Origin of the sequence: Hyphomonas sp. (genome assembly GCF_017792385.1) — a bacterium.
Lineage (GTDB): Bacteria > Pseudomonadota > Alphaproteobacteria > Caulobacterales > Hyphomonadaceae > Hyphomonas.
The window spans coordinates 3,038,859-3,052,244 of the sequence record NZ_CP051230.1 but is presented as its reverse complement, the minus strand read 5'-3'; the positions used below and the strand labels follow the sequence as shown (position 1 = coordinate 3,052,244).

General features: G+C 53.5%; 9 protein-coding genes. 5 read left to right on the top strand and 4 right to left on the bottom strand.

Going from position 1 to position 13,386, the window contains the following annotated elements:
* Positions 1-1,176: 1,176 nt before the first annotated feature.
* From HF955_RS14800 to HF955_RS14785, 4 genes are all read left to right on the top strand, one after another.
* Positions 1,177-1,689, top strand: a complete 513-nt coding sequence (locus HF955_RS14800) for a thermonuclease family protein (protein WP_291076141.1) — start codon at positions 1,177-1,179, stop codon at positions 1,687-1,689.
* 358 nt (positions 1,690-2,047) lie between these two features.
* Complete coding sequence (locus HF955_RS14795) at positions 2,048-3,160, top strand: hypothetical protein (RefSeq protein WP_291076139.1); 1,113 nt, start codon at positions 2,048-2,050, stop codon at positions 3,158-3,160.
* 71 nt (positions 3,161-3,231) lie between these two features.
* Positions 3,232-3,444, top strand: a complete 213-nt coding sequence (locus HF955_RS14790; protein ID WP_291076137.1) for a hypothetical protein — start codon at positions 3,232-3,234, stop codon at positions 3,442-3,444.
* Between the two features lie 86 nt (positions 3,445-3,530).
* Complete coding sequence (locus tag HF955_RS14785; RefSeq protein WP_291076135.1) at positions 3,531-4,268, top strand: hypothetical protein; 738 nt, start codon at positions 3,531-3,533, stop codon at positions 4,266-4,268.
* A gap of 319 nt (positions 4,269-4,587) precedes the next feature.
* On the opposite strand, the gene HF955_RS14780 is transcribed toward HF955_RS14785, so the two are convergent.
* On the bottom strand, positions 4,588-6,507 hold the full coding sequence (locus HF955_RS14780) for a glycosyltransferase (protein ID WP_291076133.1): 1,920 nt from the start codon (positions 6,505-6,507) through the stop codon (positions 4,588-4,590).
* Positions 6,508-6,528: 21 nt separating this feature from the next.
* Complete coding sequence (locus HF955_RS14775) at positions 6,529-7,167, bottom strand: glycosyltransferase (RefSeq protein ID WP_291079311.1); 639 nt, start codon at positions 7,165-7,167, stop codon at positions 6,529-6,531.
* 149 nt (positions 7,168-7,316) lie between these two features.
* Here HF955_RS14775 and HF955_RS14770 point away from each other — a divergent pair.
* Positions 7,317-8,665, top strand: a protein-coding gene (locus HF955_RS14770) for an IS3 family transposase (RefSeq protein WP_095380815.1) whose coding sequence is annotated in 2 segments (ribosomal slippage) — positions 7,317-7,650 and positions 7,650-8,665 — 1,350 coding nt in all. Because the reading frame shifts where the segments join, the coding sequence is not laid out codon by codon here.
* A 48-nt stretch (positions 8,666-8,713) separates the two neighbouring features.
* On the opposite strand, the gene HF955_RS14765 is transcribed toward HF955_RS14770, so the two are convergent.
* Positions 8,714-9,478, bottom strand: a complete 765-nt coding sequence (locus HF955_RS14765; protein WP_291076132.1) for a hypothetical protein — start codon at positions 9,476-9,478, stop codon at positions 8,714-8,716.
* On the bottom strand, positions 9,475-12,834 hold the full coding sequence (locus HF955_RS14760) for a TM0106 family RecB-like putative nuclease (RefSeq protein WP_291076130.1): 3,360 nt from the start codon (positions 12,832-12,834) through the stop codon (positions 9,475-9,477). Before HF955_RS14760 ends, HF955_RS14765 begins: the two co-directional genes overlap by 4 nt.
* Between the last annotated feature and the right edge of the window lie 552 nt (positions 12,835-13,386).

Genomic DNA, 13,386 nt, shown 5'->3' with positions numbered 1-13,386 from the left:
TCTACCCTAGCGCGAAGCGCGTGATCGACAACCAAAATCTTTCAAAATTATGACGGCACCCCTTCCGCGGCGACGTCCAGCCTGTCAGCAGATTGCCCGGCTACGGACAGCGAAACCTTTTGCAGACCTTGACTGCATTATGACAACGACCAGCTGCATTGAGGGTCACCGGAACCCCCTTCATCCCTCCCCTGAACAGGGAGCCTGACAGACACCCTGCGCCAACATTTTCCCAGTCGGCCTAATTCAGAATCAGCCAGCTAGCCGGATCCTTTTGCAAGGTGCGGCCGGGATGCTACCTTTCAGGCTGGCGCCCGAATTATCGCATTACCCGGCAATTTCGGCCGTGAGCAGGTCAGCGCCATGACCACGCCAGATGCATACACAGAGCACGGTCCAGAACCGCAGGGTCTCGCTATCAAATTTTTGCAGGGCTGAGCAGCCCATCCGTGGCTCCGCAATCACAAGGCAGGCAATTCTGATCGTCCTCGTCGCGAGCGCGTCAATGGCAGTGAGCGTGTGGCTGAGCGACCCAAAATTAGGATGGCGTACCATGTCCGTTTTCAAACGACTTCACGCCCGATTTCATGCCTTTAACTACTGCTGACAAAAAACCAGCTCTTGTCATTGTTGCTGTGGATAATGGGAACAAGCCCTCCAAATCGGGACCGCAGGCCTTATTATACCAGGGCCTTATTATACCAGGATTGCACTAATTCCGTATGCTGTTCAGGTAATGTGCAGAAATACTTTTGATTGATCCGTATGGCATTGCCAGACAAATGGGAATGCGCTTTCGCGCATGAGGTATTTCAAGTCCCTCAGCCCTGATGGGCTTCACCCCGTGGCCACCCACTCCTGACTATTGCAGAAGATGAGATACAAGCCAATGGCGGTCGGTGCGCAGGACTTCGGCGCTGAAGCGGCGTCGACAGGCCGTAGGAACTGTTCCCAAGCCTGCAACAGGCCGACACATGTCAGCCCAACAAAAACTGCTCAATTTCAGTTCTACAAATCCGGTTTCGCTGATTGGTTGAGCGAATGGGCAAACGCTTTTATTCTGGAACTCATGAAACAGGGGGCCGCGCTGTGAATCGAAATGTCATCCGATTTGATCCGCGGGACCACAAGCGCAATCGGCGAAGTCCGCCGCCGCCCGGGAAGAAGGTACGACAATTGCGCTTTCGCGGCCTGCTCCCCGCCCTGTCAATTCTCCTGATCTCGTTCGCCTTGGGACTTGGCATCTATTGGACGCCCAGAAGCTCGTCTGTCACCATTGCCACATCAGGCTTACGCCTTTCCGGGGTCGCCTCGGTGGTGGACGGCGACACAATTGATATCCGTGACCGGCGCATTCGCCTCAGCGGGTTCGATGCGCCGGAACGCGGGCGGCGTTGCGGCAAAACCAACGTCTATCAGAAGGCCTCGCTGTATCTTTCCGACTATATTCAGCGGCAGACCGTGACGTGCGATGTAACGGGCAAGAATGGCGACCGCCTCGTTGCCACTTGTTATGTACGCGGCAAGGACCTTGGTGAAATCATGGTGGCCAGCGGCTGGGCTCGCGACTGGCCACGATACAGCCAGCGCACCTATGCCGATGAAGAAGCAAATGCCCGCCGGTCCAAGGCCCGCCTCTGGGGACTTTCCTGTCCGGACGACCTCTGGGGCAATCGCAACTACAACTGAGCGGCCCTGAAGCTGCTCCGGCTCCACCAGAAAAGCATCGGGGCCGCGATGCCCCTTCCCGTCTGCCGCCATCGCCTGGCGGGTCACTATGTCAGCCGCCGCCCCGCCCCAAGGCACGGGCTGCGCCCACTTCGGCCTTGGCCCGGCCCGACGCCCGCCATGGCCGTGCCCCAGCGATGGCTGGCTCCGGAAAAGCACGGGAGGCGTTACGAGGGCGATACCTCAAATCATCAAACGATTTCGTGCGGCAAAATTTCTAGGGCAAATTGGATTTCTTTGTTGACCATTTACTATATTTGTACTATCTATTGGGCAATCAAAATTACTTAGATACCCAAGGATTACAGATATGCACACTTTGGCAGACGAATTTTTTGATCGAATCTCTGAGTTTGAAGGCGCCTATGAGTGGGAGGAACACGATGACGGAAAGTCGATCCTCGCCCTGATTGGCGAGCTCATTGAACACATGACCACGCGCCATCATGCCAATATCAGCATGGCGGCACTGACCAAAATCATGAGTTATAGCGATCTCATCGAATGGGACTGGTCAATGCTTTCCAAGGTCCATATCTCCGCCGACTGGCGCGCGGAGCTGGAAGAGGCGATGTCGTATTCGATCTTCGATGGCCCCTACTTGTTTGATCATCTGCACGATCTCCACGCCTTTGCCTATTACGGAATTCTTCCTGGCTGGAGATCCAATCTTTCACTTGATGCGACCGCCCCTGTAGCGGCCGAACTTCAAAGCCGCTATGCCGCCCAACACGACGTCGCAAAATGGGTTGAATCTGCTTGCGCCAAAATCGACGAGGTCGAGCGGCTCTTACCTGCAAGCAGGCTCAAACATGGGTTGTTTGAAAACTGCGCGCGGGTAAGAACCGCCGCCAGGGCTCGGCTTGCTTATGACAAAGGCGAGCCACTCAGTGTCGCTGAACTCGCCGCCCTCTCCGGCGTGTCGATGAAGCGGCTGCAAAATGCGATCTATGCCAAAACCGATGAAGCTCCGCTGGTTGGAAAGAAGGGCAAGATCGCAGCCGAGAATGCCCGCCCCTGGCTGGAAGCAAGGGACTACAAGCCCTCTCTCTGGCAAGCCGTGGAGAAATTGCAACCTCTGAAACCTGACTGGGGCGAAGATGTTCCCTATGGTTCAGACACGCCTGAAGTCGCGCTCGCCGATTACGTCTTTGTGCCGGTTGCCAATGACGGGTCAGAATTCCTTCCTGACGTCTGCTGGCGCAAGGGTAAAGGCGAAAGCGACGCCGGATATACGATCGGTACAAAAGGCGCTGAACAGAGAATCTCAGACTACCGCGCTGCATTGGACCTCCTGGCACGGATGGATACACCGCGCTGGCGCCGGCCGAATGCCGATAGCGGGAACTGGGGCATTGTCACCGGACATAGCTGGCGTCGGGTTGCCCTTGAGAGCCTTCAATTTCCGAACCCAGAGACGGAGGATGTGTAATGACGCGCACCGATATTCTTTCGTCCTGCCGGGTATCCCGGCACGCAAAGATACGCCAGTCACAAAGAGGCGTGCCCGACGTAGCACTGGAGCTTCTCGTCAAATTCGGGTCCAGCGAATCGAGCTTTGACGGAACAGAACGGCTCTATTTTTCAGAGCGGGATTGGAAGCGCGTTAAGAAACATTTCGGGCCATGGATGCCGAACAAATCCGGAAAGCTACGCGATCTCTATCTCATCCTTGCCGGTGACGGCACGATCGTGACTGTCGCGCACAAACATTAACCTGCTCAACACAACAACCACAATTATTTGAGTATACTATGCCTTCACATTCTTTTCCCGATCTCGACCGATTTCGCTCTGCTCTCATGAGCCCCGACACCCCTCGCGTCAGAGATGCACGCTTACAAATTGCTGCAGATGCAAAATTGTCAGTGTTCTACGCGCCGTTTGAACATATCAATCACAATGCGCGGCTGATCCTGGTTGGTATCACGCCCGGCCCGACCCAAATGGCGAATGCACTACAAGCGATCCGCGCGGTCAAAGCTTCCGGAAAATCCGACGCTGAGGCCATGGCGGAGGCAAAGGCGTTTGCCTCCTTCAGTGGCGAGCCGATGCGGTCGAATCTGATCGCCCAGCTAAATCATTGGGGCGTTCATGACTGGCTCGGCCTCCCAGACAGCGCCAGCCTCTTCGGCGACGCAAGCAACCTTGTGCACTACACATCCCTGCTGCGCAATCCCGTCTTCGTCGGCACGACCGGATATAATGGCTCGCCGGATATGATGCGCCACCCCATTCTGCAGGCTCAGATCCTCGAGAATTTCGTTCCCGAGATGCAGCTGCTCGACAAGGCCTTGATGCTGGGTCTTGGACCGAAGGTCCATGCCGTTCTCGATCGCCTTGCAAGTATGGGAAAAATTCCGCGTGATCGATACATCAACGGACTCCTTCATCCATCCGGTCAGAATTCCTATCGCATCCGCTATCTGGTCGGAGATCAGCGCTCAAATTCACCACACATGACAAATGCAGCTCCATACAATGCTGGACGGCGCAAATTCCAGCAGCAGAAGGCCTTATCCGGCGCTGATGCTGGGTAGGTGGACAAATTTTACTCTTGCTGCGGTTGTTTGCAAACCGCAACACGCCAGAGTCATTCCCAAGAACAGCAAGATCACAAACAAGGTGGAGAGCCGCGCAACTGGTCTGCCCCTCAGAGATGAGCCGCCCAATTTATTAGCCCGGCGGTATCTCGGTAGCGGCATGAACGCTGCTACGTGGAAACTGCCGGACCAAACATTCTTGCGGACTACCTCAACAGGGCAAATCACGGGTGAGGCCAAAGTTCAGTGCCCGGCACAGCATCTTGATTATTTCGTAACGAAAAACCGAAAACGCCATAAGCGCACCGGGATCAAATCATTGCCCCGACTCGGAGACATGAATCTCGCTCAAGAACACCCCCAGACTTCGATCATCCGTCGACGATCCATCCATGTCTTTTGGACTTGGGGATATTTGCCGTCGGAACGCAATTAGGACCAGCGGCTCCTCACCTTCATTGACTGAAAATGGGCCGACCTTGAACACATTCATGGCGTCAGAGTCGACCTCACACACAATCGCGCGCGACTCTTCACCAACACTCGCTGATACATCCAAACGCTGGCCATTATTGAGCGCCGCGCCCAGAACTCTGGCGTGCAGGATCAACTCAATGGAACGTGCATACTGAACGCCGCTTAAAACAAAACAGACTTGTCCAACTGGTCCATCACTCCAAACGCCAGCACGTTCACATTTGTGCCAACTGTCGTACAGCAAATGTTGGTTACCATCAGCAGTCGTGAAACTGACCTTGTCCTCAACCAAACCTTTGGATACCGGACTGCACCTCAAAGTCTCCAGACGCAGAATATCGATATTGTCATCAATGTCTGGAGACTTCATTGCTTGAAAATTTATCATTAGCTCACGCTGCGGATCTGTCTGATCAAGCGCATTCACAGAGAAGAACATACTAACCTCCTGTGGGCCAACACGCCGAATTGAAGTTGCCGCAACTTCAACGCCGGCCACATGCAACGACAACTGCCGCGAGTAACTGAGGCTGTTCTCGATCGCCAAATCCAACCGATACAGTCCGTTCATCTCATGGGGCAACGAGAAATTCAGGCGTGCCTCACCGGTTCCGGCAACAACGAAGGAATCCTCTGCCTTACTCCACCTACCCGAAAGAGCGGAGCGCCCCTCTTTCCCCAGCCCGAACTGAACCAGTCTATTTTCAGTCAAGCTTGGGCATTGCTCGCTCAGAGCGAGCGCAGGACGCACATGATCCAGTATTTCCAAAGCCAGTGCTTCCCAGGTCAGATCCAACGCAATTTCTCGCACATTTGTCTTTCGATCCTTCAGCGCCCTCCGCACGATTCGCTCGACATCGCCCTGAGTAGCGCTCATCTCCACCCTGAATTCAGCCAAGGGGCCAACCAGGATGTCATCCGCAAATCCGGTTCGAGTTGCCACGGGAATCACGTTGCACATCATGGCCTCAACAACTGGAATTGGGCCGCCTTCGAGTTCCGATAGGGATACGTATACGTCCATTTTCGCATAGTGCACCGGATATTCTTCGTACGGAGCTTCTATGTACTCGAAATTGGGGAGTGCGCAAAGTCGATCAAATCCAGACCAATTTGTCCAAAGCAACCCCTGATTCTCGACATCGTTCGGTCCCGGCGCCACAAGAATGAACTTTACGTCGGACATTCGCTCTATCACCGAGAGCATTAGATCGGGCTGCTTTCTACTGTAAAACGCACTTACGAACCCGACTGTTTTTCCACGCCTCTCGTGTGGCAAGAACAGATCAGGGTCTGCAGCGCCCAGAACCGTGCTGACACGCTCAGGATCGACACCAAAAGACTTCAGAGCACGCTCAAGCGACGAATTGGTGGTGAATGCGTGATCAATCCGATTGAGAGCAAAAGTCAGTTCACTCAGAGAAATCCCCTTGTTGGAATCGAAATGGGTGAACCAAACGAACAACCCACCCGAGAACAGTTCGGGGTGATTTTGCATTGCAAAGAACATCAGTGAGAAATGCGAAAAGAAATATCCCCGAGCTTTCGGAGGAGGCATGGTCAGAGTGTTATTTCTTTCTGAGTACAGAATATAGCAATGCAATCCACTGTATTTGGCAATCACGCGGCATATCTTGTCCAGAATCCAGCCCTTGCTATTTGCATTCACGACAAAAACAATGTCGTAGGCAGCACGACGAGGGTCCTCAACAGTGCGCGCCGAGTAATTCTTGTGTATACGGTCAGTGTAAGCACTCATATTCGCAAGCCTCCAGCCGCACTAAAAGAATTGATCAAGCTCAAATGCCTTGAAAATGGATTTCTGCCTGACTTCCCAAGAGTAGTTCGTTGCCAGGCTGATATTGTGCTGGGACTTGGCTCTGATCTCAGCGTTTCGGTCCAATGCCGAACTCAACGCATTCAGAAAATCGCCATACTCGTCTGGTTTGTACCAAACGACCCCCAACTCACTCTGCTTGAACCTTTCCAGCACTGGAGTTTCCGCGGCCACTACGGGCACGCCACTGGCCAGGTACTCAAAGAATTTCAAAGGCGATGATATACTTGCACGATGTCCAGGCGCCCTCGTCATCAATAGTACATCAGCTGCACGCTGTAGAGCGATCGCCTCATCCTGTGGAAGGTAACCGAAAAATGTGATGTTATTGATGTGTCGTGCGTTCGCCAAGTTGACCCAGGAGTCGATATCAGCACGAGTCCCACCAGCCAACCCAAATTGAGTGGCAGGCATTCTCTCAGCGGCCTCCAGGATAGATTGAATACCACGCTCTCTCTGAAGACCTCCCGTGTAAACTGCAACTGAGCTTCGCCCCCCGCTGAGAAGATACTCGCGAAATGAGTCCGAACGAGTCGAAGGGGGGGCGAACGCGCGCTGATTGACCCCACTATCGAGAACCAGGATTTTTTTCTTGTCGACACCTAAGAATTCGAGCCGATGCGCAACCGTTTCCGTGATTGCGACTGTTCCCCGTCAGCGACCATGAGACAGATCGGCCAAATTGCTTAAGGAGGATTTCTGGCACATCGTAGCCCGCCAAGGGAGCGAAGATGAGACAGAAATCCGGGCCGGAAGGATCGGCCGAAAAACATGTGAAAGAGATACGCCGTAAGACCCGGCGCAAATTCTCTGCCGAAGAGAAGATCCGCATTGTTCTGGAAGGCCTGCGCGGAGAATATTCGATTGCCGAACTGTGTCGGCGTGAGGGGATCGCCCAGGGCCTTTATTACACCTGGTCGAAGGAATTCCTCGAAGCGGGAAAGAGGCGGCTCTCCGGCGATACCGAGCGCCAGGCGACGTCCGGTGAGGTGAGCGGCTTGAAGCGCGAGATGCGGGATCTGAAGGAAGTCGTGGCCGACCTGACGCTGGAAAACCGCATTCTGAAAAAAAGCGTGATCGGGGATGGGGAGGATACCGAATGAGATACCCTGCCTCTGAGAAGCTGGAGATCATCCGGCTGGTCGAACAATCACACCAGCCGGTGAAGAAGACACTGGAACAGATCGGCGTGTCACGTCCGACCTTCTATCGCTGGTATGACCTTTACCGGCGGTTCGGTGAAGCCGGGCTTGAGGATCGGCGCAGCGGCTCCGGCCGGGTCTGGAACCGCATCCCGAACGAGGTGCGTCAGCAGGTACTGGAAATGGCCCTGGATCAACCGGAACTATCTCCCCGGGAATTGGCGGTGACGTTCACCGATGAGAAGCACTACTTCGTCTCCGAGGCCAGTGTTTACAGGCTTTTGAGGGCGCACAACCTGATCACGAGCCCGGCTTTCATCGTGATGAAAGCGGCTGATGAGTTCAGGGAGAAGACCACCGGGCCGAACCAGCTCTGGCAGACCGACTTCACCTATCTGAAAGTGATCGGCTGGGGATGGTTCTATCTCTCCACCGTGCTTGACGACTTCTCCCGCTACATCATTGCCTGGAAGCTCTGTACCGGCATGGCGACGAGCGATGTGCAGGATACGCTGAACCTGGCGCTTGAGGCTTCCGGACTCGATGAAGTAAACGTGATCCATCGCCCAAGACTACTCTCAGACAACGGACCTTCCTACATCTCTGGCGATCTGGCTGAGTATCTTGCCGACAAGGGAATGAAGCATACGCGCGGCGCGCCGTATCATCCCCAGACCCAGGGCAAGATCGAGCGCTGGCATCAGACCCTGAAAAACCGCATCCTGCTGGAAAACTACTTCCTGCCGGGAGACCTCGAAGCGCAGATCGACGCGTTCGTTGGCTACTACAACCACCAGCGCTATCACGAGAGCCTGAACAATCTCACTCCGGCAGATGTCTATACGGGCCGCGGCCAGACCATTCTGCTGGAACGTGAGAAAATCAAAAGGAGGACCATGAAACTACGGCGCTTGCAGCACGCCCAATCCGCTGCTTAACTCAACCCAGATGCGCCAGACCCTCCTTAAGTCAGGCAGCCTGAAGTCTCAAATACCTGACGACGGACAGCCCCGCCATGAAAGCTCCGTTCCAAATCGTCCTTCAATCTGCGGAAGGATGGAACGCAGGTGATTGTATCGCCCTGATGCCCCCTCTCCTGAGATTGAGAGTGTGACATGCAGCATGTTGCTGCCAGTATTTGTTCGAAGCTCGAGGCGAACGCCACCTTTTTGAGAAAGCAAGAGCGTGTCTGTCCTGCTCGGCGTCACATCAACCTCTCCCATAGCGCCCAGAAAGCCACCCCAGAATTCTGCCCAGTCGAACTCAGGACGCATGATAGCTGTAATGATCGAGCGAATGTCAGCTGCGCTTTTCACCTTCGTGTTCACCAGAGTTACAGGCTCAAATCTATTCTTGCGATCCAAGCCAGAATGCCGCCCTGTATTGTTAGTACCCGGTTGTTTCTTGTAGGGCTTAAGTTGTGGCACCAGCCCTGCTGATTGGATCGCACTTTCAAATTGCGCCTCACACCAACAAGTTAAGCCTGTTTTGCCGGAGATTTCGATTGCCAATAGTGCTCCATTATTACCGCCCAAGCGAATAAAGATAATCTTCTTGTCCTGTCCGCTGAGTGGATCGGGAACAATGCCAGCAGTGCCCTTCAAAATTTCAACAAGTTCCATTCTAAGCGGGTTGGAGAACTCCTGTTCGTTCTGAGCCACTCGCTCTTCAATTTGATCCCAACTCAATGCTTCATCTACTCCCAATCGATTCTGAAAATTGATCTTAGAATATGCAATACCAGTGTTCACATGCCGGCTAATAGAAGTTCACAGAAAAAGTTGACTTGCTCCATCTGCTCGAGATTGCTCACACTTGTGTTCGCCAATCCAGGATGGGCAACAACGATCGCCAGCGCCTGTGCCCGAGAAATAGCGACGTTCAACCGATTTTTGGAAAACAGGAATTCTATTCCCCGCGGACTTTCAGATGCATCTGAAGCGCACATAGAAAGAATGACGATCGGCGCTTCCTGGCCTTGGAATTTGTCGACGCTGCCCACCCTAGCCCGTGGCCCAAGCGCGGCCTTCAGTTTGTTGACCTGGTAGTTGTAGGGCGCGACGAACAAGATGTCATCGAGCGTGACCTTGCGAAGCTCGCCACTTTCATCTGGCCACAGCTCCGTGTCCAGCAGCTCGTCAACGATCTTGGCAATCTCGGCGATCTCCTCATCACTCGCCTGGCTGTTACCATCATGCTCAACACCTACAAAGCAAATGCCAGATCGCTTCGGAACACGAGCCCCATTGGTCTGAACCACATGCTGGCTAGTGCTGGCATCAGATCCCAAGCGAGCGTCATAGACCTGTTCAGAAATAACCCGGCAGACATCGGGGTGCATTCTATAAGTCTTTGGAAGGAAAACGCCCAAATCAGCCGGGATGGTTGCTTTGCCTTGTAGAAGATAATCCAAGATCGAAAGGCCACTCTGTCCTGGGTGAGAACCTTGGATAGGTTGGGCCAGCTGCATCTGGTCGCCCATGAGAACAATATTCTTTGTAGCCGCGCTCATACCGATCAAATTGGCGATTGAAACCTGGCCGGCTTCATCGACGAACAGATAATCAAATTCATCCTCAACACCCGCATTGGCAAACGCCCAGGCCGTCCCACCGAAGCACAGAGCATTGGAAACCGAGAGGTCTTTGACGCTTGGAATATGAGCAACATCCCCTCGCTCAAAGATGGGATCTGTATCGTCACGCTGCGCTTTCACAAGTCGGGCTTTAATTCCATCCGCCTGAACCTGATCAGCAACGCCTGCCAACAGGTTGTTGATCGCCTTGTGGCTGTTTGACGCTATGCCGACCTTCAGCCCCTTGGTCAGAAGATCCGCAATGATGTGCTTCGCTGTGTATGTTTTCCCGGCGCCTGGCGGCCCTTGGATACAAAGGTAGCTGTTCTCAAGATTATCCACCGCGTCAATGACTTCATCCAGTAGCGGCCTCTCACCTTTCAGAATGGGGCCTTCAGGGTTACCAGAAATACGAGGTCGGCTGCGCTTCAGGAAATCGACGATGGCACAAGACTTCATGCCAGAAGCCATGATGTCTTCAACAACATGCTGAATGGCTTCCGGAATGGGCTTTGGCGAAACAAACTCATCCGGCAGCAAGTTCATGCGCTCCGGCAGATCTTTTTTAGATCCAAAGGCGATCACACCCGTTTCCGGGTCGTATTCCTTTACGGTCAGTTTGAGGTCGTCATGGTCAAAAACATAAAAATTCTTCGCTGAACCTTTGTACGGCTGATCAACATCGAACCTGTATTCATGGACCGGGTTGCCGCGCTTCGGTTTGAAAGCTGGCTTGCCTGTTCGTTGCACTCCTGCAAGGCAATCCATGTCTTCGTAGAGTTCTGCTTCTGACCACCCCTGGCGATCAAAATACCGCCACCAGACTGGTTTGGCCTCTCTCCGGTGAAATTCCAAAGACCAGGCGAGGAGTTCAATCACATCTGCTTCGGACTTGTCCGGCCACTGCTCTGCTCTTGTCAGCAACTCGTCGCGAAGGCGGGCAACATCCTCGACACCTTGAGGCGGCTCGATGACATCCTCTTCCCCTCCACCAATATATGCAATATCTTTTTTGGCCTGCAGTTCCCGCAGCCAATCGGTCAGCTCTTGCGTGCTATCGCAATCATCAATGTTGTAATCCCTGATCGATCGCAGGACTTCTGATTCCTGCCAGGTCATCCCGTCGGGGTTTTCGCGCCAAGCCTCGTAGACAATGATACTATCAGACCCACTTGCCACCTCTGTGGAGCGCTTACCCCTATAGATATGCTCGACATTCTTGATGGAGTATTTGGGCTCACCTATTAGTAGGCCGTGACGAACGATGGTATACAGATCAACGAAGACCTTGTTCCGCAATAGAGCATCTACTTTGTCTTCGCATACGCCATGTTGCCCCATCAGGCGCCGAATGGCGGAGACCTCATAGCTCGCATAGTGGTAGATGTGCATTGATGGGTCTTTGAGCCATCGCTCATAAACCCAGTCGATAAACTCGATGAAGGCGCGCTTCTCTTCCGCTTTGTCATGCGCCCAAAAATCTTTGAACGCGCGCGAACCATCCGCTTCAAAATAGGTGTTACCCCAGAGATATTCGAGACCGCCTTCAAGCCCAGGAAATCCCTCAATGTCGAAGAATACATCGGAAGGACTTGCAGGAGGTAGCAAGGCAAGACCTCGCGCCAGGCCGACCGGGTGTGGCAAGACCTCAAAGTCAGGCTTTGCTTTGTCACGGGAAGATATTTGTAGCCGAGCCTGAGCCTTGGCCCGGCCCAACACATCCGCATTCATTCCCGGAATGTCTGTTAGTTCGGATTCCGCAAGTGCAGACTTCGTCTCGATGCCGGCTGCTTCTAGCGCCAAAATCTGGCTTCGGCGCAAATTGGCGACCCCGGACAGATGGTCCCTTTCTTCCAACAATCGCGCCGCCAACTCACTCCAATCTCCATGAGAATTGCTCAACGCAGGATCTGGCGTGGGCGCGTCGGTATCCGCGTGAAAATCAAGAAACGCCGCTTTCAGGGAGCGATAGTAAGCAAAATAATTGACGACCCGTAGCCGCTTGATGTCTCCCGTACCCAGGACGACGGCGACATGGTCAGGCCGACGTCCCTGAAGGGCTTCGAGCATTTCCGCGTAACAGCAAAGCTGGATCGCGAAATAAGGCTTGAGCTTTCGAGAGAGCTTGGTGTCCCAAACCTCATAGTGAAATTCACCCAGGCTCGAAGCGCCATCCACACGCACCAGAAAATCTGCCTTGCCCGCAAAGCCATCGCATCGCAGGTACGCTTGGGTGATCACCTCTTGACCGGAGCGCATCGCATCAAGCGTCAAAGCATGCATCTGGTCCGGATCGCCATCCTCGATCGCCACGAGGTCTTTGCCCTCTTCCTGAAGCGAACGAACAAAAGCGTCTTCGTGATCAAACCCCTTCTTCCGCAAATGCATCAACAAAGGATCTTCCGGATCCATCAACTCTGACAAAGTTGGGTCAAACAGTCTTTTTCGATCCATTGCGGACGCAAAAGGAGATTCCATGAAGGTGATCAAATCTGAGGGCGAAAACAGGATCTCTTGATCAATACGTCTCAATCCTACGGCCCTCCACGCAACACCCTGCTAATTCAGGACTTACTGGCCTACCGATGTTCATCTCAATGTCCAATGGCAAATATATTTCTTTTGGAAATTGAAGTTGGACCTCGGCATTGACCTCCAAATTCGCTCGCTGAGACACGCCGGACCGAAGCCTTCCGGCAAATGTTTCAGCTGCTATTCAAAAATTTGGCCGCGAAAGCGTATATAGGTATCGGCATAAGTCGGGGCATCTTCTTCAAAGGAGCACCCGATGCCTGAGCGATTTCCGCGGTGGAAAGAAGCCGCCAACTACGTCCAAGAAAGCTGTGGAATCCCCTGCTCACCGAATTGGCTTGCGAAACTCGCTTCAGTGGGAGGCGGTCCGTTGTTTCGTAAAGCTGGCAGATTTCCGCTTTATTCCAGGACCGACTTGGACGCGTGGGCGAACGCTCGCATGTGGCTCAAACAATCGTTCACTTCGGTCCGACTCCAGAATCCGACTGATTCCATGAATCACCTTCAGAGGCCACGCTGGCGGGGACATAAAATGAATAAAGCAATTATCTG

Coding starts and splice junctions, on each gene's coding strand:
- HF955_RS14785 (WP_291076135.1), top strand. CDS start 3,531: ATGAGCCCCGACACCCCTCGCGTCAGAGATGCACGCTTACAAATTGCT.
- HF955_RS14780 (WP_291076133.1), bottom strand. CDS start 6,507: ATGAGTGCTTACACTGACCGTATACACAAGAATTACTCGGCGCGCACT.